16 protein-coding genes are annotated in these 25,791 nt (G+C 59.1%); 12 read left to right on the plus strand and 4 right to left on the minus strand.

Features of this window, described 5'->3' with window-relative positions; translation table 11 throughout:
• Positions 1 to 181: 181 nt before the first annotated feature.
• Positions 182 to 2,359, minus strand: a complete 2,178-nt coding sequence (locus tag ACLIVD_RS41735) for an acyltransferase family protein (protein WP_491933630.1) — start codon at positions 2,357 to 2,359, stop codon at positions 182 to 184.
• A 2,647-nt stretch (positions 2,360 to 5,006) separates the two neighbouring features.
• Between ACLIVD_RS41735 and ACLIVD_RS41740 the strand changes: the two genes are divergently transcribed.
• From ACLIVD_RS41740 to ACLIVD_RS41780, 9 genes are all read left to right on the plus strand, one after another.
• Positions 5,007 to 6,527: a sugar transferase gene (locus tag ACLIVD_RS41740; protein ID WP_491933834.1), complete on the plus strand. Its 1,521-nt coding sequence runs from the start codon at positions 5,007 to 5,009 to the stop codon at positions 6,525 to 6,527.
• Positions 6,528 to 6,713: 186 nt separating this feature from the next.
• The gene (gene manB / locus ACLIVD_RS41745; RefSeq protein ID WP_491933836.1) at positions 6,714 to 7,793 is read left to right on the plus strand and encodes a mannose-1-phosphate guanylyltransferase; all 1,080 of its coding nucleotides are present in this window, start codon (positions 6,714 to 6,716) and stop codon (positions 7,791 to 7,793) included.
• 3 nt (positions 7,794 to 7,796) lie between these two features.
• Positions 7,797 to 9,041: a mannose-6-phosphate isomerase, class I gene (gene manA, locus ACLIVD_RS41750; RefSeq protein WP_491933631.1), complete on the plus strand. Its 1,245-nt coding sequence runs from the start codon at positions 7,797 to 7,799 to the stop codon at positions 9,039 to 9,041.
• A gap of 191 nt (positions 9,042 to 9,232) precedes the next feature.
• Entirely contained in the window at positions 9,233 to 10,081 is an 849-nt protein-coding gene (locus ACLIVD_RS41755) for a UTP--glucose-1-phosphate uridylyltransferase (protein WP_491933837.1), read from the plus strand.
• A gap of 395 nt (positions 10,082 to 10,476) precedes the next feature.
• Positions 10,477 to 12,000, plus strand: coding sequence for a sugar transferase (locus ACLIVD_RS41760; RefSeq protein ID WP_491933632.1), 1,524 nt, complete (start codon positions 10,477 to 10,479; stop codon positions 11,998 to 12,000).
• Between the two features lie 106 nt (positions 12,001 to 12,106).
• Entirely contained in the window at positions 12,107 to 13,420 is a 1,314-nt protein-coding gene (locus ACLIVD_RS41765; protein WP_491933633.1) for a hypothetical protein, read from the plus strand.
• Positions 13,417 to 14,808, plus strand: coding sequence for an oligosaccharide flippase family protein (locus tag ACLIVD_RS41770; RefSeq protein ID WP_491933634.1), 1,392 nt, complete (start codon positions 13,417 to 13,419; stop codon positions 14,806 to 14,808). The genes ACLIVD_RS41765 and ACLIVD_RS41770 overlap by 4 nt, the downstream gene beginning before the upstream one ends.
• The gene (locus ACLIVD_RS41775; protein ID WP_491933635.1) at positions 14,805 to 15,926 is read left to right on the plus strand and encodes a glycosyltransferase family 4 protein; all 1,122 of its coding nucleotides are present in this window, start codon (positions 14,805 to 14,807) and stop codon (positions 15,924 to 15,926) included. Before ACLIVD_RS41770 ends, ACLIVD_RS41775 begins: the two co-directional genes overlap by 4 nt.
• An 873-nt stretch (positions 15,927 to 16,799) precedes the next feature.
• Positions 16,800 to 17,612 (plus strand): glycosyltransferase, encoded by an 813-nt coding sequence (locus ACLIVD_RS41780; protein WP_491933636.1) that lies wholly within the window; start codon positions 16,800 to 16,802, stop codon positions 17,610 to 17,612.
• A 377-nt stretch (positions 17,613 to 17,989) separates the two neighbouring features.
• Here ACLIVD_RS41780 and ACLIVD_RS41785 read toward each other — a convergent pair whose 3' ends face one another.
• Both ACLIVD_RS41785 and ACLIVD_RS41790 read right to left on the minus strand, forming a co-directional pair.
• On the minus strand, positions 17,990 to 18,568 hold the full coding sequence (locus tag ACLIVD_RS41785; RefSeq protein ID WP_491933637.1) for an LbetaH domain-containing protein: 579 nt from the start codon (positions 18,566 to 18,568) through the stop codon (positions 17,990 to 17,992).
• The gene (locus ACLIVD_RS41790) at positions 18,565 to 19,818 is read right to left on the minus strand and encodes a glycosyltransferase family 4 protein (RefSeq protein WP_491933638.1); all 1,254 of its coding nucleotides are present in this window, start codon (positions 19,816 to 19,818) and stop codon (positions 18,565 to 18,567) included. The genes ACLIVD_RS41785 and ACLIVD_RS41790 overlap by 4 nt, the downstream gene beginning before the upstream one ends.
• Before the next feature lie 237 nt (positions 19,819 to 20,055).
• Here ACLIVD_RS41790 and gmd point away from each other — a divergent pair, with 237 nt between their 5' ends.
• The 3 genes from gmd to ACLIVD_RS41805 are packed head-to-tail and all read left to right on the plus strand — an operon-like array spanning position 20,056 to position 23,422.
• Positions 20,056 to 21,084, plus strand: coding sequence for a GDP-mannose 4,6-dehydratase (gmd, locus tag ACLIVD_RS41795; protein ID WP_491933639.1), 1,029 nt, complete (start codon positions 20,056 to 20,058; stop codon positions 21,082 to 21,084).
• Positions 21,084 to 22,052, plus strand: a complete 969-nt coding sequence (locus ACLIVD_RS41800) for a GDP-L-fucose synthase family protein (protein ID WP_491933640.1) — start codon at positions 21,084 to 21,086, stop codon at positions 22,050 to 22,052. Before gmd ends, ACLIVD_RS41800 begins: the two co-directional genes overlap by 1 nt.
• Positions 22,053 to 22,096: 44 nt before the next feature.
• A complete protein-coding gene (locus tag ACLIVD_RS41805) occupies positions 22,097 to 23,422 on the plus strand; it encodes a UDP-glucose dehydrogenase family protein (protein WP_491933641.1) in 1,326 nt (441 codons plus the stop codon).
• A 449-nt stretch (positions 23,423 to 23,871) separates the two neighbouring features.
• Here the strand turns inward: ACLIVD_RS41805 and ACLIVD_RS41810 are convergent, their stop codons facing one another.
• On the minus strand, positions 23,872 to 25,731 hold the full coding sequence (locus ACLIVD_RS41810; RefSeq protein ID WP_491933642.1) for a DUF4012 domain-containing protein: 1,860 nt from the start codon (positions 25,729 to 25,731) through the stop codon (positions 23,872 to 23,874).
• Between the last annotated feature and the right edge of the window lie 60 nt (positions 25,732 to 25,791).

The raw sequence follows: 25,791 nt of genomic DNA on the forward strand, positions 1-25,791 counted from the left end.
CTGAGACATCGCGAACACCACCATGTTGTGGCAGATGAGGCTGCGCGGCTCGGCATAAACGCCGGCTTACACGGTGAAGGTGCAGCCGTTCTTGATCGACCTCACGGCAGTTGTAACCTAGCGGGGTCCGGAAGTTTCCGTGGTGGCCGAATTCGGTTCGGCCGCCACGGAATGGTCTTGCCTAGAGCAGACCTGCCGACCTGAAGGACTCAAGGACGACTGGCGCGATCCGTCGGGAATACTCGGGCGTGGTGTGCGCCTTGTCGAGCTTCGTGGGGATCGTTCCGGCGAATGCCGGGCAGTAGCCGCCTGCACAGAACCAGTCCGTGGTTTGGAGGAACTCCACATTCTCGAATTTGGCGGAGACTTCCTCGTAGATGGCCTGGTAGTTCGCCCATTCGCTAGTGATCTGCGAGACGCAATCACTGGGCACACTTCTAGGGGTGTAGCAATCGTCCAGATTCGCATCGGTTGGGGTGGCGGGAAGGAGTACTACTCGCGAGGCGTGCGGAGCGATTTCGGTTATGGACGAAATCAGTGCTTGCCGCGTGTCGGCGAGACTGAGTGGCTGTCCAGTGTCAGCGAGCTTGCGTTCGATATAGCGATTGGAGACGACGACAAGATCAGGTTTGTCGTCGCGGATGAAGTCGATTGCGCGTTGTAACCGCGAAGGGCAGACCGCAGTCGCGTCGGCGTTCGGGGCTTCAAGTTTTCCGGCCATGAACGGACATCCAGTTACTGCGAGCAGCTGCAGCTTCCATTGTCCGGAGCTCTGTTCGGCGATGGTTTTGAATGCCTCGGTGTAGGCGAGAGCTGTCGAGTCGCCGACCAGAGCTATCGTCTTCGGCGCGGCGGGGCTTCCCCAGGCGCACTCCGACAACGCGGTCGTCGCCAGCCCCCCGCACGTACGGATGTCGAGCGAGTTCGGGGGATTCGTCATTACCTCGTCGATGGTCGGTGAGAGTGCAGGCCACTCCCACGCGGCGACAGCCGCTGCGAGCTCGTCCGTAAGCTTCCTCTGTTCGGGTCCAGCGTTGTCGGCCACTTGCGATGATTGCTTAGTGGTTACTGCAGCGAGCGGCGGAGTAGCTGGCGGGGATACCGGCGTGAGTGCGAACGCGACCAGGCCGGCCGTAAGGAGTGCGAGCGCACCGATTCCGATTCCCTGATGGCGCTCACTCATGGACGGCAGACGCCATCTCGACACGTCGAGGAACTTGCGATCAACTCGTTCTGCGTCGTTCATCAGCCACTTCGACCGCCGGATCGGATCCTCGAAGAAGTGGTAGGCAGCGATCGACGAACCGAACATCAGGAACAGTGCTGAGATGTAGTAGTAAGGGCCGACGTCCATCAGCACCCCGAGCAGGATGATTACCGGCCAATGCCAGAGGTACAGCGAGTATGAGATATCCCCGATGTAGGTGCTCGCACGGTTGGTCAGAATCCTGAGGTAGGCGTGATTTCCGCGCACACCTGCGGCGATGACGAGCGCGGCGCCGAAGACAGGGACAGCCGCCCATGGCGCCGGGAACCCGCCGCCAGTATCGGTGATTATGAAGGCGCCGACTGTGATCATTGCCAAGCCAGTCCACGCGACGATGGGGCGGACGCGATCTGGAATCCGCTCACAGTAGCTGATCGTAATCGCGAGCAGCGCCCCCACGCCGAGTTCCCAAGCTCGGGTCAACGCGGAGAAGTAGGCCCACGTCGGGTCCGAATCTGTGTTCACCCACGAAAACGCGAACGAGCCAAAGACTGCGATCCCCATCACGGCAGCGGTCAGCGTCAGTCGCGCCTTGGTCGTCCACGCCTTGCGGAGTGCAACAAGGCTGATCCCCAGCAGGACGACTGGCCATACGAAATAGAACTGCTCCTCGACGCTCAGAGACCAATAATGCTGCAACGGAGAGACTGCAGCGTCGCTGGCGAAGTAGTCCGTACCTTTAATCGCGAAGCGCCAGTTGGAGACGAACAGAAAAGCCGACAACGCATCGAGTGCGGTCGAATCGAATCTGGCTTTCGAGACAATGAAGTACGACGCGACCAGTGTCACGACCAGGACGAGCGTCGCGGCTGGGACGATGCGCCGAATGCGTCGGCGGTAGAAACTCGAGAATGAGATGCGGCCTGTCTTCTCCATGGTGTGCAGCAGCGACCCGGTGATGAGGAACCCGGAGATTACGAAGAACACATCGACGCCAACGAACCCACCCCGGGGCCAGCCGAAGAGGTGCGAGAACACGACCAACATGACCGCGACCATCCGTAGACCTTGAATGTCGAGTCGCTGTGTCACGTTCGGCTTTGCCTTGCCCAGTTTCCGGCGCGACGACTTAGACCCGGCGATGGTTGCCACGGAGTTCCCCTCAGAATCTCTCAGCCCCCGTTAAGGATGGGGGTGGGGACAATATAGACCGGACGGTACATACCCGCCGGTTATGTCATTCGGCCAAATGACACTGGTAGACCGCCCAAAATGTTCGCGTCGACACGATTAGCTCCGCGAACGCCTCGCAACTCTTGGACTGTGCGCCGGCCACGACGCCCACACCGCGATGAGAACGGCACCCACAGCGAGCAAGTCCGACACGGTTACACCGTGCGTACGGGTGATCTCGAACAGGATTCCGCCCTCGAGAGGGCCGTTGCCGAAGACCCAGAAGACCGCCGCGACAATAGTGGCGGCGGACGAAACCCGAGTGGGTGCCGCCAAGCACCAGGACGACGTCGCGAATAGCAGGTTCATGAAGATGAGTGGATAGAAGAGTGTCGCTGGGTCAAACCGCATTCGACCATCCTGCCGTGAAGCCCGCAGTCCGTCGCGCTCACCCCAAGACGAGCCGGGCTTGCCGAGCAAGAGACTGCCCCGTCCGGCGCGGTCACCTCTTGAATCGTGAACGGGATCGACTCGACCGGTTCGCCATCGAGGGTGACGTCGATCGTGAATCGGCCGCCCTAGAGGAAAACGGGGTTAAGTTGGACCGTGAACAGTAGCGGCATCACTCCGGCTTCATGGTGAGCGTGCCCACTCTCAATGATCACGCCCGTGTCCACCGACCCGCCGCCCCGCCTCACGGGCTTGCGGTGGTCGCCGATCGCCGGCACCTGGGCGGATAATCGATGCTCGATGCCTACGTCCCTCGCCCGCCAGTGCATTCGGTCTGCCACGAAGAACTGGGGAGCCCATGGATAGCTCTTCGGAGCGATCGTCACGCTCGTGATTCCGTGTTGTAGGTGGTCTCGAACCACTCGGCGGCCTCGTTGATCGTGGCGTCGGGATCGTGGTCGGACTTCCAGCCGTCGAGCGCGGCGGCGGAGAGATGAACGCCTCGGCCTCGATGTCTGAGACGCGGGGCAGGATGATCCCGCTAGCTCGAAGGAACATCGTGGCGGCGAACCAAGCGGTGCGCTTGTTTCCGTCCGTCATTAGCCGCCCTCGAGGTTCAGGAGCGAAGGTATGACGCGACGGGACGACTGGATCGAATCCGGCCACATGACCAGAGCCGTCGATATAGCAGCGGAGGTAGTGAACTCGGATCTCTACACCCGTTCGGCCCGCCAGTCTGACGCACGCCGACTCGTGCGAATAGATGAATCGTCGGAGTGGCTGGGCGGGCGGAACTGGCTCCGAAGCTGTCCCGGATCGAGGATCGCCGCCGCACAGGTCGAGAACCGCGCCGCCGCGCGTCCGAGTCCCTTCTGCACGCGCCAGAGGTGCGCCGTTGCCGGCCGTCGAATGAGCGGTCGTGGCCGGCTTTTCCGCAAACCCCACTCCCCAGATCAGAAGTGGTTTAAGAAACAGGTTCATCGGTGTCGAAACGAGCGGGAGTGCGCAAGTCCGATGCTTCAAGCTACGGTTGATCTGGTTTGTGGTCACCTTTCCGGGTTCAGGTTGGATTTCGGTAGGTCGTGTATTATGTTGGCCTACTTGGGGATTGATGTGAATAGCTGAAACAGCAATTCGAATGTGATCAGCCTCCATGCCCCCATCACGGAGGAGGGGTCGGATCGCGAGAGAAACTTCGTGCCCGCGGCTCCTCTGCTGTTGCAAAGTCTTTCAACTCGTGTACAAAGAACGAGTGCCCGGCAGGGGTACGGATCGAGATTCTGACCACATCGCCTCGGCAGGAGTGAAATATGTCTGTAGATTTCGCCAGCATCACGGAATTGATCAACTTCTTTGCTTCGTTCCTGACCTTCGGCTCGGAGGGTGGGTCCACCGGAGTGTAAGTCCGCCACCGATCTGAAACTGGGGCACGCAGGAACACTGTGTGCCCCAGTTTTCATGCGTTGACATTCGGTGTCGGGCCAGCCCAGTGATCGGACGTGTCGCCAATCCGTGGAAGGGTGATTCACCGCGAGGGCCCCGATTGGCGGACGGAGCGGCCGAGGTTCTTTGCGTAACCGGGGCTACGCGGCGGTCTGGTCGGGCGGCCCGCCAGTCCGGCGCTTGCGCCGGCGGGGCCACTTTTCACGCCGATCCTTCTCCCGGGCTGCTCTCCCGATCAGTATTGCGAGTGGTATCGACAACACCCCCCACGCAACGATCCCGATTGTCCACCACCACACGGACACCAGTATGCCGCCCCTGAGAGGGCGTCAAGCCTAGCGTCCTCGGGATGCGTACCTGCGAAAATGCTGAGAATTTTCAGGTCGCTCGCTGAGAATGTTGATTAGTGATCAGGATCCCGTCCGCGAGCGAAATGCGATGGGCACGGTACCTGCTCGCCGGCGAGTTCGCCAGCGTTTCGTGTGACCTCCGGTATCAGATGCCCCGCACGGCAGTGTCATTCGCTCGATATACACACATGCTGACCTGCGATAGAAGGGCTGCATCACCCCCTTTAGGCGGATGCTGTGAAGCTGATCACTTGATGTCTCAACTCGGGGGTCCGCGTGCGAATATCGACGCGGCAGCAAACATCAGGCGATCGTCGTCTTCGCAATGTCGTGAGAACACACGAGCTCGCCAGTCAGGATGGCTCGAGCTCGGAAGGCGAACGGTGACTGCATTCGATGTTTCACCCGAACCGTCTCGGACTCCGGAGAACGCAGCGGCGCTCGCGGGGAAAGAGAGTGGGCCGTACAGTCGCCGCGAGTGGCAGGCCGCCTACATCCGACGTCTGCTGATCTCGGACACGCTGATCGTGATCTCCGCGGTCGCCGTCGCACAGTGGGTGCGGTTCGGCGACAGCGGCATCCTAACCACGAGTGGAATCGGGCACGACCTCAGCTACACGCTCGTCTCCGCTCTGTTGGTCGTAGCGTGGTTGACCACCCTGACGATCTTCCGGACTCGTACGGTGCGGGTGATCGGGAGTGGGCCGGACGAGTATCGACGGATCTTCGTCTCGACCGTGCGACTGTTCGGGTTCATCGCGATGCTGGCGCTGTTGTTCCGCCTCGATTTGGCTAGGCTCTACCTCGCCATCGCGTTTCCCGTCGGACTGGTGGTCCTGATGGTGAGCCGCTGGATGTGGCGTCAGATCATTGCTCGTAAGCGGTCAGGCGGAGAGTTTCAGACGTCGGTCCTGGTCGTTGGTAACGAACGCGCCGTCCGGATTCTCGCGGAATCATTTGCCCGAGGTACGGCCGACGGATATCGCGTGGTGGGTGTCTGCATTCCGGGACACTCAGGCGAGCATCGCGACAAGATCACCGTCGCCGGTCGCGACATTCCCGTGCTCGGCAGCGAGGGGGACGTGATCGATTCGCTGGGGTTCTGTCGCGCCGACACCGTCGCCGTCACGGCCACCGAGCATCTCGGGCACGAGGGGATGCGCGCCCTCGCCTGGGACCTTGAGCCGCACGACGTCGACCTGGTGGTTTCACCTGGAATGATGGATGTGTCCGGTCCGCGTCTGTCGATGCGGCCGGTGGCGGGACTCCCTCTGATTCATGTAGAGAAGCCGCAATATCACGGCGCGCAGAAGTTTTCGAAGCTCGCGTTCGACATGATCTTCGCGGCATCGGCGCTCGTCCTGACGAGCCCGGTGATGATTCTCGCCGCGCTCATGATCAAAGTGACCAGCAAGGGCCCGGTGTTCTACAAGTCGGAGCGCATTGGCCTGGACGGTCGTCCATTCCCGATGCTCAAGTTCCGCAGCATGGTCGTGGACGCCGACAAACAGGTCGCGGCGCTGATGAGGGCGAACGAGGGTGCCGGCGTCCTCTTCAAAATCCGTGAGGATCCGCGGGTCACACGCGTGGGCGGAGTTCTGCGCAAGTACAGCCTCGACGAGCTTCCACAGTTCCTCAACGTTCTTCGGCGGGAGATGAGCGTGGTAGGCCCGCGCCCGCCTCTGCGCCGAGAAGTCGAGGCCTATGACGGCACCGTCCGTCGCCGACTGCTGGTGAAGCCGGGTATCACGGGCCTGTGGCAGGTGAGTGGTAGATCGGACCTCTCATGGGAAGAGACTGTGCGGCTCGATCTCTCGTACGTGGAGAACTGGTCGATGATGGGAGACGTCCTCATCATCGGCAAGACGGTGCGGGCTGTGGTGGCCGGTGATGGGGCGTATTAGGACATCGAGTGGCCGGTGAGGGGCCTTGCCGTCGAACACATTGAGTTTCAGTGCAAATCAACGTGCCAGTGCGTCACAGATAGCTGATGATCACGCCGCCAACCGGGCCGAAGTCGAGTGGCGCGCGAACCGCGATCGGGTTTCAATCATTTCACCGTATTCGGGCATGAAGGGGGGATGTCGGACATGAGGATCGATACTGCGCCGGACGCGGTCATTCTGGTCGGCGGTATGGGCACCCGGCTGCGTCCGTTGACTCTGTCTGTGCCGAAACCGATGCTGCCGACTGCGGGGGTGCCCTTCCTGACTCACCTGCTGTCCCGCATCAAAGACGCGGGACTCTCCCATGTGGTGCTCGGGACGTCGTTCAAAGCGGAAGTCTTCGAACAGCATTTCGGCACGGGTGAAGAGCTCGGGCTGGAGATCGAGTACGTCACCGAGGATGAGCCGCTCGGTACCGGGGGCGCTATCCGGAATGTCCTGCCGCATCTTCGTGCCGACACCGTAGTGGTGTTCAACGGGGACGTCCTCGGCGGAACCGATGTGCGGGCTGTTCTCCAGACGCACGCCGACGCAGATGCCGACGTGACGCTGCACTTGGTGCGGGTGAGCGATCCGCGCCCGTTCGGCTGCGTGCAGACGGACTCGAATGGCCGGGTAAACGCGTTTCTCGAGAAGACGCAGGATCCACCGACCGACCAAATCAACGCCGGCTGTTACGTCTTCCAGCGGGAGTGGATCGAGAAGATCCCATCCGACCGCCCCGTGTCCGTGGAACGCGAAGTGTTTCCCGCATTGGTGTCCGGCGGGACGCGGGTGTTCGGCCACATCGATTCCGCCTACTGGCGAGACATGGGGACGGTCGACGATTTCGTCGCCGGATCGGCGGATCTGGTTCGCGGAATAGCGCCGTCGCCAGCGCTGAGCGGTACGCGCGGCGAATCGCTCGTCCATCCGACTGCCACGGTGGCCCCGGGCACGGTGTTGATCGGCGGCACGGTGCTCGGTGCACGGGTAACCGTCGGTGCGGGTGCGCGTCTGGACGGAGCCGTGGTGTTCGACGGCGCCCATGTGGAAGCCGGTGCGGTGATCGAACGATCGATTCTCGGATACGACTGCCGGATCGGGCCGCGCGCACTTGTACGCGATTCGGTGGTGGGAAACGGCGCTGACGTGGGCGCTCGATGCGAGCTATTGCGCGGAGCCCGTGTCTGGCCCGATGTGAGGTTGCCAGATGGTGGCGTCCGATTCTCGACGAATGTCTGATCGATGAAACGCCTTCACGGAGCAATCCGGTCGTATGAGTGGGGCTCCCGCACCGTGCTGGCGGAGCTCACTGGACGACCCTCGCCGTCCGATCGGCCCGAAGCTGAACTCTGGCTCGGTGCGCATCCGGCAGACCCGGCTCGCGTGGACGACGCGGGCTCCGGCGTCTCACTCCTCGACGTGATTTCGGCCGACCCGCACGGGCAACTGGGGGCGACCAACGCGGAGCGATTCCGAGGTCGCCTTCCGTTTCTGCTCAAGGTGCTCGCCGCGGAGGAACCACTGTCGTTGCAGGCGCACCCGAACTCCGTGCAGGCACGTGAAGGATTCGAACGCGAAGATGCAAACGGTGTGCCGCTGGACTCGCCTGCCCGCAATTACAAAGACGACAACCACAAGCCGGAACTTGTGGTTGCGCTGACGAAATTCGAGGCGCTCGCCGGTTTCCGCGACGTGTGGCGAACCGTCGCGTTGCTGCGAGCGCTGGGTGTTGCGGAGTTGGACCGGTGTGCGGAGCAATTGGCAGCTCAGACCGACTCCTCGGGTATGCGCGCGCTGTTCACGCAGTGGATCACGGGCGATAAACACCCGGCGGCCCTGATCGGTGGTGTGGTCGAGGCCTGCCGGCGGTACCTGTCGACCATGTGCGACGGAGCGGAGGGGGAGTTCGCGGCGGAGGCGCAGACCGCGCTCGACCTGGGGAGCAGGTATCCGAATGACCCTGGTGTCCTCATCTCGCTGCTGCTCAATCGGATCACGCTCGAACCGGGGGAGGGCCTGTTTCTCGCGGCCGGAAATCTGCACGCATACCTTCGAGGCGCGGCCGTCGAGATCATGGCCAACTCGGACAATGTGCTGCGTGGCGGTTTGACCCCCAAGCACGTTGACGTGCCCGAGCTGCTGAAAGTTCTCGATTTTCGGCCGGCGTCCATGCCGGTTCTACGTGCGGACGGCGATGATCGTGACAACAGACGCCTATACCGCACACCCGAGACAGAATTCGAGCTCACCCGACTGCACCTCGACACGAGCACGAGTGGAGCGGCACCATCCACAGCGACTCTCGCCGCCGGAAACCCACGGATCGTTCTCTGCACGGCGGGATCGACCGTCCTCTCGTCCCACGGTGACTCGCTCGAGCTGAGTGCGGGAGAGGCAGCGTGGTTGCCGGCATCGAACCCGGCGGTGACCCTCGCACCGGCACAGCAGCATGCCCAGCTCTTCGTCGCCACGATCGGTTTCGGGTGATGCGGACTCTCCTCGCCGCCAACGGGTCTGCTCTCACGCGCATCCGATAGACCTGGACAACTGACCAGTTCGACCGTCGGCTCACGCGCAAAAGTCGTGACACTGCAGCACATTGGTTCTTCGAGAAAGGCATAACCGTGGGGGAATTGGATTCGACTGGATTTCGGACGGCTGTGGTACCCGCCGCGGGAATGGGAACGCGATTTCTGCCGGCGACAAAGACGGTCCCCAAGGAGCTACTTCCTGTGGTGGACACGCCCGGGATCGAGTTGGTGGCCTGCGAGGCTGCCGAGTCGGGTGCAGAGCGGCTGATCATCGTGACGGCACCGGGCAAGGATGGCGTCGTGGCGCACTTCGTCGAAGACCTGGTGTTGGAAAATCACCTTGCTGCCAGGGGAAAACACACTCTGCTGGAGAAGGTCCGCAGGGCGCCGGGCCTCCTCTCGGTGGAGTCGGTAGTCCAGCAACAACCGCTGGGGCTCGGCGACGCGGTTGGTTGCGCTGAAGCGGTGCTGGGCGATGACGAGGACGCGATCGCGGTACTGCTGCCGGACGACTTGGTACTTCCGAACGGCGTGCTCGACGTCATGTCGAGCGTGCGAGCCAAGCGTGGAGGAACGGTGTTGTGTGCCATCGACGTCCCCAAAGAGGAGGTGAGCGCATATGGAGTCTTCGACGTCGAGGCGGTCCCCGATGCTACGAACCCGAAGGTACTGAGGGTGAAAGGAATGGTGGAGAAGCCGAAACTCCAGGACGCACCGTCGACACTCGCAGCCGCAGGCCGTTACCTCTTGGACCGGGAAATCTTTGATGCACTCCGACGTATCCGCCCGGGAGCGGGCGGCGAGTTGCAGTTGACCGACGCGATCGCGCTGCTCATCAGGGAGGGGCATCCCGTGCATGTCGTGGTTCATCGCGGGCCCAGGCACGACCTCGGCAATCCCGGCGGGTTTCTCCGCGCATCCGTGGACTTGGCGCTGAGTCGTCCTGAATATGGAGCGGACCTGCGGACGTGGCTGGAGCAGAGGGTGAAGGACTAGGCGACGGTTCCGTTCGTTCGCCGTAACCTTCGGGCGGACCTGCCCTGGTCAGAGCAACGTTACCGCGTTGTTACTGTCCAGTGCAAAGCGCGCAAAATACTCGAAGGTCGGCAACGGTGCCAGCAGTCGGGGTTAAGGTCTGCCTGCGGACTGGTCCCCGAGCGCGTCACTCTAAGTGCAGATCCCTTGGTTAACCAGGGTCGAAAGTCCCTCTCTCTGAAGAAAAACCGGCGATGTGAGTCGCGTCACTCCGGGCCGTCCTAAGTGTAACGAGGCGACCCCAAGTGCGATTATTAACTGGCAGCAAAACCCCGGGGGGCGGACTTCCTCTACCGCCACGCAGGTCGCGAGACAGTGACGCTCGCCGACTCATTGGTCCTAGTTGGAAGGCTCAGATGGTGACGTCGTTCGGTGTTTCGCTCGACTCGACAACCCCTGATGGGAGGACCACGCCAACTTCGAGACTCGACGGCCGGCTTACCGGCAGGCGGGCGTGGCAGGCCGCGTACATTCGCCGTTTGTGGGTCTCGGACACGGTGATCGTGATCGCCGCTGTAGCCCTCGCACAGTGGGTGCGGTTCGGCGACAGCGGCGTCTTGCAGACCGCGGCCTTCCCCCAAACACTCAGCTACGCGCTCGTGTCTGCGCTGCTCGTAGTGTCGTGGCTCGCCACGCTCATTATCTTCAGGACTCGCACGGTCCGCGTGATCGGGAGCGGACCGGACGAATATCGGCGAATCTTCGTCTCGACGGTCAGACTCTTCGGATTGATCGGCATCGCCTCCCTTCTGTTTCGTCTTGACCTCGCTCGCCTGTATCTCGCGATCGCCTTCCCCGTGGGGCTTGCCGGTCTTCTGGTCAGCCGGTGGGTGTGGCGTCGAGTGATCGCAGCCAAGCGATCCCGCGGCGAGTTCCAGACCTCCGTACTCGTGGTAGGCGGTGAACGCTCGGTGCGAAGTTTGGCGGAATCATTCGAGCGTGGCACGGCCGACGGTTACAAAGTGGTCGGTATGTGCATCCCAGGACACACCGGCGCACGCAACGACAAGATCGTTATCGGAGAGCGTGATATCCCCGTGTTCGGCGACGAGCATGACGTGGTTCGTGCGTTGGGTTTCTGCCGCGCGGACACCGTCGCTGTGACAGCCACAGAGCACCTCGGGCACGAGGGAATGCGTTCCCTTGCATGGGACCTCGAGCCACATCATGTGGATCTGGTGGTTTCTCCCGGAATGATGGATGTGTCAGGTCCGCGCCTGTCGATGCGGCCGGTCGCAGGCTTTCCGCTCATACATGTAGAGAAGCCCCGCTACCACGGCGCTCAGAAGTTCTCGAAACTCTCCTTCGACTTCGTATTCGCCACCTTAGCGCTTGTTCTCACCAGCCCGGTGATGGTTGCTGCTGCACTTGCGATCAAGCTGACGAGCACAGGTCCGGTGTTCTACAAATCGGAGCGTATGGGCCTGGACGGCAGGCCTTTTCCAATGCTCAAGTTCCGCAGCATGATCGTCGATGCGGACAAGCAGGTGGCCTCGTTGATGAACGCCAACGAGGGCGCCGGCGTGCTGTTCAAGATGCGAGAGGATCCCCGAGTGACCAAGGTAGGGAAGTTCCTCCGCAAGTACAGCCTCGACGAATTACCGCAATTCGTGAACGTACTGCGCCGCGAAATGAGTGTGGTGGGGCCGCGCCCGCCCCTGCGTCGCGAGGTCGAGGCATATGACGGAACTGTGCGCCGCCGCCTGCTAGTAAAGCCGGGCATTACCGGTCTCTGGCAAGTTAGCGGCCGCTCCGATCTGTCCTGGGAGGAAACTGTGCGGCTCGATCTCTCATACGTGGAGAATTGGTCGATGGTGGGTGATGCTCTGATTGTCGCGAAGACAATGAGAGCCGTCCTGGTAGGAGAAGGGGCTTACTGACGATGAGAGACGGAGTAGCACGCAGGAAATTTACGTGTAGACAACACGAATTGCCGACGCGTCGTAGCGGCGATGGAATCCAAATGGTTTCTGGTTCTGATCGGCCGTGGTCACACCCCTCATGAATTGGCCTTTCGACAGTATCGAAATAGTCCTACTAGCTGTAGCCGGCACCCTAGGTTTTCAGTTCTTTCTTGCGCGGAAGATGGAGACGACGACAGGAACTTTGATACGCATTCAAGCGATATTCTGGTTCTCGGCATTCGTCCTTAGGCCCTTCTATCTGGCTTCAGTTGAGCCGGGAAGAGGAGAGCTTCTGGTCGACTACCGACTGATCGCGCTCGGGTATGACACTACCCTTGTGAAGTTGCTCAATATCGTATTGGTGTGTCAGGTTGGCTTCGTCATAACTCAGCTTATTTGGATTAAAACCGTCCGCAACAAATCCTATACGCTGAATTTAGCCGGAGACCGCCGGCTAAATTCAGTTATCGGAGTATTTCTTCTACTCGGATGGATTGGAAGAGCATCTCAATTGGCAGGGTATGTGAGCGTCTCCAGAGCGCTCGTGGCCTTCGCTGCCATCGGTTCATGTTTGGCAATCGTTTATCTGAGGCCAGTTGCACGCACGGAATACTTCGCTATCGCGATAGTGAGTTTGAGTGAGGTCGCTTGGGCACTCCTGAGCGCGTCGAAGACTCCTATCCTCGCGATAACCACGGCGTACGTCATCCGGTTCATGTACACCCTGAACAAGCAGCAGAAGCGCAAAGCTTTGCCAGTCTTGCTTATCTTGGTCGCCACCACATTCTCCGTAATTCAGCCATTGAAGGGTATCAGTACCGAGTCCATAGTGGCCGAAAACACCACCGGTCCATTCGCGCGCGTTGAAGGCGTAGGAATCTCAGTCATTCAAAGGACTGATATGCTATCGTCCGTAACGGACGGCTACCTTTATGCGGACAAACCTTGGATAAAAACAGATGATTACATTCAAGACCTTGTTCTTGCAGCGATACCCAAGGGTCCCTACCTTCCATACGAGAATCAAGGGATACGATGGACCCGTGAAGTCAGAAGCCACACCTTTTCGAATCAGTACCAAGATGTCTCACTAGCATCCGGACCGATTGCCGAAGGCCTCGCTCAAGGGGGCGTTTGGAACGCGGTACTCGGATTGGCAATCCTGATGATAATTACCGCACTTGTGGGTCGTGGCCTTCTGTCTAGGTCACTTCCTATCGTGATCTTTGCCGCAACAATTGCATTCGACTCGTCGTTGTACGAAAGTGGAATTCTTGGGAATGCCGAGAGCCTCTCCAAAGCCTTTCAGCTCACGATAGTTGGCGTTCTTGTGAGTGAACTATTTGGGACTCGACAGAAAGTCGCATCACCCCAAACGAAACAGGCCCGGGCATGACCCATCGCGCCACGGTCGGAAAATCACATCACTCTCGCGTGAGACGGGCGCATTCCCTGACAATAAACCTTCTCACCACCGTCGCCGCTGGATTTGCGATACCATTCGCGACGATTGCGGTGGCGCCGGTCCTGGCACATTCGCTCGGACCGGATGGGCGCGGGGAGGTCGCAGCCTCGACTGCAGTACTGATCCTATTGACCGCCATCTCGTCGTTCGGGATCCCAGAGTCGGCAACATACTGGAGCGCAAAACAGCGGGGAGAGCACCGTGTGCTCACAGGGTTCGCTTGTGGGGCACTCCTTGTTGCGGGTGTTGTTTCAACGATCGCCGCAAGTGTGTTCGCTTCTCCCTTGGCGTCCGGAGACCCAGGACTGTCTCGCTTGATATTGATCAGCGTGTGTTTCCTTACACCAACGATTGTCGTGGCTGGGGTACGAGGTGTATGCGCAGGCCACGAGAATTGGGGATTGGTAAATTCGGAGAAATGCGTAACTGCGGGCGTGCGAATTCTGGGAATCTACGGCGCATATCTACTAGATGACTTGACCCCTGCCGTTGCAGCTATCGTCCTGTCCGGGGCGCCACTCGTTGGTGGGCTGGTGTATCTTCGGTTCATTTTCACTCGATACACACCGCCGAAAGTTGGTGCGGCGACTCTAAATTTCCGATCGATGTTGTCGTATGGTGCCAGAGTGTGGATCGGCATCGCTGGCGGCGCAGTACTCGCCCGAGTTGCGCAGGTGCTGCTGGCCCCTCTTTCCTCTGTCGAGCAGCTTGGATTTTATGCGGTGGCAGTAAACGTTGCCGATGCGACACTAATCGTGAGCTTGGCAATTCGTGACGTACTCTTCTCGTCCGCATCTCACGATCTGGATGTTGACCGACTAACTCTGATGGCTCGTATTTCTCTACTTGCGTCCGCCATCATTTCGGTCATTCTGTCAGCAAGCGCTGTCTTTTGGTTTCCAGTCGTCTTTGGTTCGGAATTCACTCCCGCCATTCCCGTGCTACTGATACTCCTGCTGTCTTCGACGTTAGGCGCATCCGGCTCAATTGCAGGAGCAGGGCTCAGCGGCATTGGCAAGCCGGAAATTCGTAGCTGGATTGTAATTGTCTCGGCAGCGACAACGATCGCACTTCTGTTCTTAATCGTCCCCTCCATGGGTGCTACGGGAGCTGCGGTGGGAACAATGGTGGGAAGTATCCTCTGTGCAAATCTAGTTATCATTTTTCTAAATCGACAAATTGGAACTCGGCTCCGAGACTATTACTTGATCCGATTCAACGATATTCGGATCCTCTCGGCGCGAATTCGGCACCTTATCGTAGGCGTCGCGGGTGGAATACTTCGGAGAACTCAAGAAGCAGAAAGGCCCCGTCCATGAGGAGAGTGCTGCGGGTAGTTACGCTTGCTAGCAAGTCCGGCCTTTATGGCGGACCATTTGATACTGCTCGCGAGCAGTGTGATGCACTTCGTGCTGAGGGCTACGAAGCGGTTCTCATCGCTGCATCATTGAAGGGCGACAGACCGGAGATACGGGAAAATGAAGACGCTCAATTCCCTGTTGCGCGTCCGCTCATCCCCGGTTCAAGGTTTTTGACGCTGCTAAGCTGGACGCTGGCGAAGGAACTGTACAGAGAGGTGTCCAGATCCGATGTTGTGCATGTGAGTTTTTCGCGAGAGATAGTTCCAATGCTCGCATGCATATTTTCGATAATGCTCCGAAAATCCTTTATTGTTCAGCCCCATGGAATGGTTACTGCCAAGTGCGCTTGGTATGCACGACTGTTTGACCTAATTATTACGCGCCCGCTTGTTTGTCGCGCCTCCTATGCAATAGCGCTTACTGAAAAGGAACGATCAGATTTACAAGCGTTTGGTATAAATGGAGAAACGGTAGTTATTGGTAATCCAGTAAGGCGCGAATTTCGCTCGCATTCCCCGCTGGTTCAAAGAGTGCAAGACGATCGTCGGGATTCCGCTCTATTCGTTGCGCGGCTACATAGTCGTAAGAATCCGGAAATGTTCTGTGAAGCAGCTAAGTTCGCCCGTTCGAGCGGCCTTCGTGGGTCGTACGTCATTGTTGGTCCCGACGATGGCATGAAGAATGTGCTTGTTCGAAAGTACGGCGACGCCGGTGTCGTCGATATTTTAGAAGCAGTTGAAGCCCGACTCGTCCCGAGTGTGATTTCGGGGTGCTCCGTTTTCGTGCTGTGCTCCAGGGATGAGCCGTGGGGAAACTCTCTCTTGGGCGCGTTGGCCCTCGGTAAGCCCGTTGTTGTGAGTAGGTCGTCGGCTTTGGCCGGCGAGATCGAGCGACTTGGCGCTGGCATCGTTGTTGAAGATGACGATGCGACCGGCCTCGCGTTCTCCGTCGATTCGCTTCTTTCAGACTCGGAGCGCTATCAGCGGTTTTCCGAACGGGCCCGCGAAGCCGCCGTACTTATCGGATCTCCCGAGATTCTCCACAGTAGGCTCGCTCAGGTACTTAATGAAGCATAGTTCGCCCGAGTCTTAACCTAGTGTTTACCGTTCGGATCTAAAAGTGTTGATGTTCGCGAAAGGGATGCAACGACTATGAGAAGTATCCGCAAGCTGGTGGTTCTATTCGCAGGCCTACTTCCATCCGGTCGAGTTAAGTTTCGAGTGCTATCGGTGCTGGGCTTCAATATCGCAAAGTCGGCGCGGATTTCGCCATCAATACTCTGGCACATTGACGGCGTCTCGCTTGGTGAAGGTGCAGCTATCGGATTCGGAAACGTCATCCGAGACGTTGGCCATCTGAGCCTTGGAGAGTTCAGCAAAATAGGTCAGTGGAACTGGATCTCGGCGTCGCGGGCGCTAGTGCGTGTTTCGGACTCGCCAGCTGCGGGTTGTCTTGAAATCGGTCGGCATAGCGCAATTACGAGCCGGCACTACATCGACCTTTCTGGTGGAGTAACGATCGGTGATTATTCCACCATTGCAGGTATGCGCTCCACTTTTATTACACACGGCATTGATGTTTCCAGAGGGGGGCAAGCGACCGCAGCGATCTCAATAGGACACTACGCACTTGTAGGTAGTAACGTCTCCGTTGTTCCGGGTGCCGTAGTGCCAGATCGTTGCCTTTTCGCCATGGGTTCAGTAGTTATTAAGGGGCTAACCGAAAGTGGTGGCCTTTACGCTGGAAATCCTGCAGGCTGGCGGAGACCAATCTCAGGAGAATATTTTGAACGTACGGTTGGGCGCGTAGAGCCGCTCAGTTAGAATTGGGAGACGAGTGTGGTGAATGTAAGAATGAGATGGGTCGTTCGTTTGGGGTCGTCTCTAATTCTCTCTATTTGTAGCCTGGTTTCGCGGCTGCTAACTTCTGTCGATAGACGAATTCGGTCTGTGTTCTGGATGGCGGTTCTCCGGGTCAGAAATACTTATTCTACCTCCTCGCTGCTGGGAGATTCAGACACGGTTGTGTCGCTGACCTCTCATGGAAGTCGTATATCGAAGGTGTTTTATACCATTGAGAGTATTGGGTTTGGTAAGGCTAGGCCGTCACGCATTATTCTCTGGCTCGATGATCGGTTTGAAGTGCCAACCATGCGTAAATCGCTCCAGCGCCTCGAAAAACGGGGTCTCGAGATCAGATTAAGTAGTAACTATGGTCCGCATACGAAGTACTATCCGTACATCATGAGCGAAGATATACATGTTGTCGGTCTAGTGACCGCCGATGACGACTTGCTCTATCCTCGATATTGGTTGGATAACCTATTGTCTGCCCGCGCTCGCTACGACGACAAGACCATTCTCTGTTATCGAGCAAAAGTCATTGGAGTTCGGGAAGGAATAGTTATCCCTTACCTTGAGTGGGAGTATTGCCAGACAACACGGGCTAGTATCACGAATTTTGCCACAGGTGTTTCGGGAGTATTCTATCCGGCTGATTTTCTCCAACGGCTCCGTGGGTATGGTGACACATTCGCGTCGACGTGCCCGCGCGCGGACGATATATGGCTTCATCGAATTGCCCTACGTGAAGGATACGACGTAGCGCAGATTGGGAATCGCGCGCGACTATTTCCGTTTGTGCGTGGCACACAAGAGACGGCGTTGGTGCTTACGAACGGTTTCGAAGGTGAGAACGACGTTCAAATTCTTGCTACATACGATGAGGCTGATTTGGACATGTTGCTTATCGGCGGCGCATAGAATCTGCAAATCGCGTCCGAGTACGCCCGACGAAGCGCTTGTCCGGGATACCTGGCAAGCCACGGACCCTATCGATAGAACTGCTCGGGTTGTCGATGCCTCTCGGCTTCGGGGCGGAGAGGCGGGGTGGCGCGGGATGTCCTTGAAGTCTTCCAGGACAAGGCGCGTCGAGAACGGCTTCCAGCAATTCCGGTTCAGGTGCACCTTCGTCGCTCGGTTGCTAAAGGATTCGATGCGCGTTGTACCGCAGAGCCGTTCCCAAACGATGGGTGAAATTTTAGTTTCAGCCTTAAGTAACGAATCTTTTTACGTCTTCAGTCGCCTAGGTCCGTTGGACCCCACACGGGCCAATGTCTACAAATGCTCTGATCTACTCGTCAACGATCGGGTTCATGGGTCGTCGCGGCGTTCCCGACGACGATAGCGTCATTGGGAACGTCATGCACGATTAGAGATACCGCCCCGATTGTAGAGTTCTTTCCTATAGTCACGCCGCGGAGGATTGTTGCGCGGGCGGCGACCCATGCTCCGTCGTGGATCGTTATAGGTCGATTGTCGAATTCGAATGTTGGTGACCGTCGATCATGACTTCCTGTACAAATCATCGCCTCTTGCGATATGCAGACATCGCGTCCAATAGTTACTGGCTCGAGATTTAGAATCCACACTCCCTCCCCAATCCAAGAATCGCGGCCGACTGAAAGTTTCCACGGCCAATGGATTCGCACGTTATGTCTGATCAACACTCCGGGCTCGATGTCAGCTCCGAAGAGTCGTAATATTCTGATCCGTAACGAGTTGGGGAGCCACCACCTCGACGTGATGGACCCGGATATGAGAAGCCATAGAACTTGGACTGGAAAGGGGCGTCCCTTGTCGTATCCTTGACCGCTGAACTTTGCTAGGCTTCGCCTACTTGCGGGTTGTTTGAACGAGCCACCGAGTTGTTCCCTCATCGTAATTCCCTCGTCCTGTCCTGTGCGAGCTTTCCCAGCCACGCCTCGAAGTGGTCGATGGCCGATGACTCGTTGAGCTCTGAGTGAAAAAAGTCGACTCCCGCTCGGCCAAGTTCGGAAGCAAGTTGGGGATTTGCTGCAATGTGAGCTACTGCTTCGACAAGACGCCGCGGGGATCCTGCTGGAACCTGTATTCCTGCCTTTGCCGTTGCAATTTCGTCGGCGGTGGTGCTCCCGTTGTCCGTAGCGGCGAGCACGGGCTTGCCGGTTGCGAAGTACGTAGTGAGTTTGCTCGGGACCGCCATTTCTGTTACCCCTGGCATCTCATTCACGAGTAGGACGTCTGCCGCGTCTAGCGCCGAACGGAAATCATAGTCGTCCATCGGCTTGAGGAACTGCAGGTTGATCTCTGGCGGGGACAGTGCCTCTAGTCGCGCTCTTTGGTTGCCGTCGCCGAGCAGAACGAATCGAATAGCTGGATGAGTCTGAGCGGCCAGTTTCGCTGACTCGATTACGTTTTCGAGTCCTTGTTTGGCGCCCATATTGCCAGCGTGCAGCACGACCGTCTCTTCTGGTCTCCACCCGTGCAAAGTGCGCGTTGCTTCTCGTGATCTGGTCGCCCCATTTTTTACGTGCGTCCAGTTTCGAATAACTTCGATCTTCGAATCATCCACTCTGAGGGTCTTCTGTGTATAGCGGCGGAACCGTTCGTGGATGACTACAACACCATCTGCAGCACGCAGGGTCTGCGACTCGAACTCGACTGCGGCTCGGGCGGTCCGGTCCCCCGCCACCCCGGTTTCGATGAGCCCGCGACTGTAGAGGTCCTGGACCCAAATACCAATCGCCGGTCGGCTCTTCTGCAGTCGCGTGCGTGCTAGTGCGATAGCAGTCGCGATCAGCGCCGGCGTAACGCAGACGACGACGTCCGGATTGTGCCATTTTTGCGCGGTGGCTTCGACTCCAAAAGATGCTTCAAGAAGGACTCTATTGGCGTTGTTCAACATCTTGGGTGTGTATTGCCGGACTCGTCGTACGTCGACTCCATCGATGACCTGGTCCATGTGCCGGCCCTTGTAGCCATTGTCGACCTTCCAGGATGGGTAGTGAGGGTAGCCAGTAACCACATGGACTGTGTGTCCTCGCTCACTCAATCCGCGGGCTAAAGCTGCTGTGTAGGGTGCAATTCCGGTCACCTCCGGCGCATAGTTGAGGCCTACGATCGTTACGCGGAGTGGGCTCAGGGTCACAACTAGTGATACTAGAGCGACACCATGACGAGGGTGCGTTCGGCGTCCATGAACGTGTGGTGGCTGGAATCCATCTCTGGCGGGCGAGACGAGATGGTTTCGCGACGTTTGTGCAGGGCAGGTGGGGACGGCGTGTCTTAGTCAAAGGTTGGCTGTGGTGTAGCTACGTGTCGAGGATGCCCCGCCGAGGAACTAGGCTGTGGGCCAGCGTGAATGTTGAGTCAGAACGGAGCTGGAATGAAGCGTGCGTTGATCACCGGGATCACGGGCCAGGATGGTTCGTATCTTGCAGAATTGCTGCTGAAGAAGGGGTATGAGGTTCACGGCCTGATCCGCCGCTCGTCTACCTTCAACACAACTCGGATCGAGCACCTTTACGTGGATCCGCATGACCCAGAAGCAAAGCTGTTCCTTCATTACGGAGACCTGAGCGACGGTGCCCGCCTCGTCACTCTTCTGTCGAGCATCAGGCCCGACGAGGTGTACAACCTTGCTGCCCAATCGCATGTTCGCGTGAGCTTCGACGAGCCCGAACACACTGGAAACACGACCGGAATCGGGTCTGTTCGGCTTCTTGAAGCGGTTCGACTCACGGGCCTGGATTGCAAGTTCTATCAGGCATCAAGCTCAGAGATGTTTGGTGCCACACCGCCTCCCCAGAATGAGGAGACCCCCTTCTACCCACGGTCTCCATACGGCGCTGCGAAGGTGTACTCCTACTGGGTCACAAAGAATTATCGCGAGGCATACGGCATTTTTGCAGTCAATGGCATCCTCTTCAATCACGAGTCTCCGCGCCGGGGTGAGACCTTCGTGACGCGCAAGATCACGCGGGCCGTTGCGCGAATCAAGGCCGGAGTGGAGGACCACCTCTACATGGGCAACCTCGATGCGGTCCGTGACTGGGGCTACGCACCCGAGTACGTCGAGGGGATGTGGCGAATGTTGCAGGCGGACGAACCGGATGACTACTGTCTGGCGACTGGCGGAAACTACTCAGTTCGAGACTTCTTGACGGTGGCGTTCGACCACGCGGGTCTCAAATGGGAGGACCATGTGCGCTTCGATGAGCGTTACCTCCGTCCCACAGAGGTCGACGCGTTGATCGGAGATGCGAGCAAGGCTGAGGTGAAGCTGGGTTGGAAGGCTGAGGTGCACACGCCCGAGCTCGCCAGAATCATGGTCGATGCCGACATCGAAGCGCTCAAACACGAAGGCAAACCCTGGATTGATTCGCCAGCGCATCCTGACTGGGAGATCTTGTGATGCCAGAGACCTTCATGCCACAAAGGTTGGATCGAACGATGCCGTTCTACGTGGCAGGTCACCGGGGGCTGGTCGGCTCAGCTATCTGGCGTGCCCTCCAGACGAATGGCTTCGAGAACCTGATCGGGCGTCCATCCGATGAGCTTGATCTGCGCGATAGGGATGCGGTCTTTCGCTTCTTCGCGGACGAGAAGCCCCGCAACGTCGTCCTGGCCGCAGCCAAAGTCGGCGGAATCATGGCAAACAACACCTATCCGGTTGACTTCCTGTCGGAGAACCTGCGGATTCAGGTGAACGTACTCGATGCGGCGCTGGAGCACGGCGTTGAGCGCCTGCTCTTCCTCGGATCGTCGTGCATCTACCCAAAGCTTGCGCCTCAGCCGATCAAGGAGGAGTACCTCCTGACCGGCCATCTCGAACCTACAAACGATGCCTACGCCATCGCCAAGATTGCTGGCATTCTGCAGATCCAGGCTGTACGGCGCCAATATGGACTGCCGTGGATATCCGCCATGCCGACGAACCTGTACGGACAAGGTGACAACTTCTCGCTACAAGGGTCGCACGTGCTTCCTGCGCTCATTCGTCGCTACGACGAAGCGCGTCGCGGCGGAGCCGAGTCCGTCACCAACTGGGGCACCGGCTCACCGCGCCGCGAATTCTTGCATGTCGACGACATGGCATCGGCCTGCCTCCACCTGCTCGAGAACTATGACGGACCTGACCAGGTGAACGTAGGCACCGGGCGAGACTCGACGATCAAAGAGATTGCACAGATCGTTGCCGAAGAAGTTGGATATACAGGCCGAATCGAATGGGATACGTCCAAGCCTGACGGTACGCCCCGGAAGCTTCTCGACACCACCAAGCTGCGCGAGTCCGGCTGGGAACCCAGCATCGGTCTCCGCGAGGGGATCGCCTCGACGATTGCGTGGTACCGAGACCACGTGAGCGTTGTGCGCAGCTGAATGAGTTCTGATCGTAGGCCAATTCCCCTGAATGTGAGATCATAGTGACCACACGCATTGCTGTCTTTGGGACCGGTTACCTCGGGGCCACCCACGCCGCCTGCATGGCAGAACTCGGGCACGACGTCCTCGGCGTGGACGTCGACCCGGCAAAATTGGCCAAACTCGAGTCCGGCGAGGTGCCCTTCTACGAGCCCGGTCTTGAAGAAGTGTTGCAACGCAACATCGCTGCAGGACGGTTGCGTTTCACCTCCTCATACGAGGACGCTGCGGCTTTTGCAGACGTCCACTTTCTCGGAGTCGGCACCCCACAGAAGAAGGGGGAATTCGCCGCCGACCTGAAGTACGTCGACGCCGTTATCACCACCCTCGCTCCGCTGATCACCGGTCCGGCGGTGATCTTCGGTAAGTCCACCGTTCCCGTGGGCACAGCTGAGCGTCTGGCTGTACTGGCGCGCGAGCTGTCGCCGGCTGGCGAGAACCTCGAGGTGGCATGGAATCCTGAATTTCTCCGCGAAGGGTTCGCCGTCCAAGACACGCTGCACCCAGACCGTCTAGTCCTCGGAGTCGACCGCGACCGCCCCGGTCGCGCCGAGGAGGTTGCGCGCGACGTCTATTCAAAACTTCTCGACGAAGACATTCCATTTCTCGTCACCGATCTGGCGACAGCTGAACTCGTAAAGACATCTGCAAACGCCTTTCTCGCCACCAAGATTTCGTTCATCAACGCGATATCCGAGGTATGCGAGGCAGCAGGAGCAGACGTGACCGTGTTGGCCGACGCGATCGGCCACGACGCTCGTATCGGTCGCCGCTTCCTAAATGCAGGGGTCGGTTTCGGCGGAGGCTGTCTACCGAAGGACATCCGCGCCTTCATGGCACGGGCTGGCGAACTCGGAGCAGATCAGGCTCTCACCTTCCTGCGCGAGGTCGACAACATCAACATGCGGCGGCGCACTCGCATGGTCGAGCTGGCGCGGGAAGCCTGCGGGTCACTGCTCGGCGCACGCGTCGCAGTACTCGGAGCCGCGTTCAAGCCCGACTCCGATGACGTGCGCGATTCGCCAGCTCTCAACGTTGCGGGACAGATTCAGCTGCAAGGCGCTGCAGTGACGGTATACGACCCCAAAGCGATGGAAAATTCGCGGGCGCTGTTTCCGACGCTCGGATACGCGACGACCGCATTCGATGCCTGCGAGGGCGCCGATGTGATCCTTGTGCTGACAGAATGGCCCGAATTCACAAAGCTTCAACCCGAAGATCTCGATGCGGTGGTGCGCAATCGCGCGCTCATCGACGGCCGGAATTGTCTTGATCCGCAACAGTGGCGTGACGCGGGATGGACGTATCGTGGGCTGGGACGCCCCTAGGTAACTGCGGTGTCCCTTATCTGTCGTTGCCGTTGAGGGGCCTGCTCAGCGGCAGGCGGCGAATTAGGCTAGCCCGTGCGGAAATTGGTCACGTTGCTGTGGTCGCGCTTAGTGAGTTCCTCATCCTCGTTGGTGGCATAGGGGTTGGGGGCTACTTTGGCTACATCAAGTCACAGGTTGACCCCGTACAACAAGTGGACGCGATTACCGTGTGCTCGGCGGTGAACAAGATGTCCGCGAAGAGTATGGAATACGCCTTGCGTGCCGACAGACAAACCGAACAGAAAGCACCCCACCATATTGAGGGCGAATGTGGTGAACGGAATGTGCGTTGCGTCGTCCGGCCACCACCGTCACATCTGGGATCGGCACGCACCGCCCACCGCACCGCCCGCCGCCACGGCCAGCGCCATGGCGGCGGTGCGAGAGCTGCCCGAGAACATTCCGAATCAGGCGTCGCAGTTCGGCACGTTCACCGTGACGATCGGATCATCCACCAGCGGCTGTACCGGAACTCGCGCCTCGCCGGGGGTGGTGGGCTCGGTCAGTTGGTACTTGATTTCCGTCGTCTGGCCCTGCCTGACGGGGACCAGGACGTCAAACAACGGGTGGCCCTTTTCCTTACCTGTCAGGAACACGGCCGGATTGCCGTCCACCGTCACGTTCCGTAGCTGCGCGCCCTGTGTCGCGAGAAGCGATACGGCCGACACATTGGTGCCCTTGGGGACGCCAAGGGTGTTGATGAACGTACCCGCGACGTAATCGGGGAAGTCGCCAGCAGGTGTGTTGTTCGTCAGCTTCACCGTCACCGTCGAGCGGCGGGTGTCGCCGGCGCAACTCTCAGCCGTATAGTCGATCTCACGCGTCGTGTGGTAGTCGAGCTTGCCACCAGCCTGGTTGTTGATGACCACGCCGGCGAATGGTGCCTCATCGTCGGGAACGGTGTGACCAAGGAGGGTCCCGGTCAGAACTTCCTGTGCGTCAGGGTGCGAGCTCCACACTGCGATACGGCGCTCCCCGGCTGCGCGGCCGAGTGCGTCGAGAAGCTTTTGAGGGGATTTGATCTCGCCGGTCATCTTGTCGATCACGCGGGCGGCAACTGTCTGCAGATACTGCTTACGAGCGTTGTTGTCGTCCGCAAACCGGACGTAGGCAGTCGACTCCGTTAGTTCCACCACGTTGTCGGCGTTGATCACCTCTCCGTCCGGCATCTTGACCGGACCGATGGCGCCGAGCACATAGCTGAGGGCGATCGGGTCGGTGGCAATCGCACCGTCCACCTGCTCGCCTGATTCCTGGGCCCACATCGATTTCCAGATCTGCGCTGCATAGGGAAAGTGTGAACTCAAGTTACTGTTACGAATGTCTGTGGTTGGTCGGCTCTGCCCGTATTGGGCGGCGAATTCCGGACCCAGGTCCAACGGCGTGGGTGCGCCGGCAAGGTCCGAGTTCCGCCCTAGCGTGTCTACCCGCGCCACGCCATCATTCACGCGAATGACACCGTAGCCGCCTAGCAGGCCGCCCGTTCCGCGCGCCTCGGCGTTGGTTTGGAAGGCCATGAAGTAGTTGCGTGGGCCGTCTGCGCCCAACATCGTGGGTGCCAGCTTCGCGGCAATTGCGGTATTCCCCAACAGGTTCGACAGCTCCGATAGCTGGTCCTGTAGTTGTGTACGAGCATCGGAAACCGACGCCAGGTATGTCGGCTCGTCGATAGCCTGTGCCCGATCATTCCAACGCTGCGCTGCGACCGCAGTCTGATCCAGTACGGGTGCTGCGTCCTGCAGGGGCTGCAAATTCACCTTGCCACCGGAAGCGATGAGTTGGTTTGGCGCCAGGGAAGTTCCGGCTGCCACCGCGGGAGTGAGCACTTCCGACGTCAGGCCGCGCACCACTTCGGAGATCTGCTGCGATGTCTCGAGCGGGCTGCCCAGCCACGGAATGGCGGAAGCGACGCTCCACGGGACGTTGTGCGTGTAGTCGTACGCCTGGTTCGCGTACTTGTCGGCGTCGGCGGATGACCGCTCTGCGGCTTCTGTATTACCGTCCAGTAACGCGTCTTTCGCGAGCTGTGCGTGGTTGCGTGCCTCGTACAGATTTGCGCGTGCTTCCCTGGCCGAATAGCCGAGCCACAGAGCCAGTGCCACCACTACGAGCGAGGCCGCAAAACCGCCCGTGATCAGGGCGCGCTTGCGTTTGTAAGACTTGCTACGGACATTGGTGCGCTTGCGGATGCGACGAACCGAGGGCTCGCCCGCGGAAGTGCCAGACGCATCTGGTTTCTCGGCATCACCGCGGGAATGATCGTTCACGGATCGTGGCTCCTGTCATCGTGGTTGCGTGGAGGGCTTGTGACGTGCGTCGCAGTTTGA

The sequence above is a fragment of the Rhodococcus sp. G6(2025) genome, assembly GCF_058628105.1.

Coding starts and splice junctions, on each gene's coding strand:
- manB (WP_491933836.1), top strand. CDS start 6,714: ATGAGGATCGATACTGCGCCGGACGCGGTCATTCTGGTCGGCGGTATG.
- manA (WP_491933631.1), top strand. CDS start 7,797: ATGAAACGCCTTCACGGAGCAATCCGGTCGTATGAGTGGGGCTCCCGC.
- ACLIVD_RS41755 (WP_491933837.1), top strand. CDS start 9,233: ATGGGAACGCGATTTCTGCCGGCGACAAAGACGGTCCCCAAGGAGCTA.
- ACLIVD_RS41760 (WP_491933632.1), top strand. CDS start 10,477: ATGGTGACGTCGTTCGGTGTTTCGCTCGACTCGACAACCCCTGATGGG.
- ACLIVD_RS41770 (WP_491933634.1), top strand. CDS start 13,417: ATGACCCATCGCGCCACGGTCGGAAAATCACATCACTCTCGCGTGAGA.
- ACLIVD_RS41775 (WP_491933635.1), top strand. CDS start 14,805: ATGAGGAGAGTGCTGCGGGTAGTTACGCTTGCTAGCAAGTCCGGCCTT.
- ACLIVD_RS41785 (WP_491933637.1), bottom strand. CDS start 18,568: ATGAGGGAACAACTCGGTGGCTCGTTCAAACAACCCGCAAGTAGGCGA.
- gmd (WP_491933639.1), top strand. CDS start 20,056: ATGAAGCGTGCGTTGATCACCGGGATCACGGGCCAGGATGGTTCGTAT.
- ACLIVD_RS41800 (WP_491933640.1), top strand. CDS start 21,084: ATGCCAGAGACCTTCATGCCACAAAGGTTGGATCGAACGATGCCGTTC.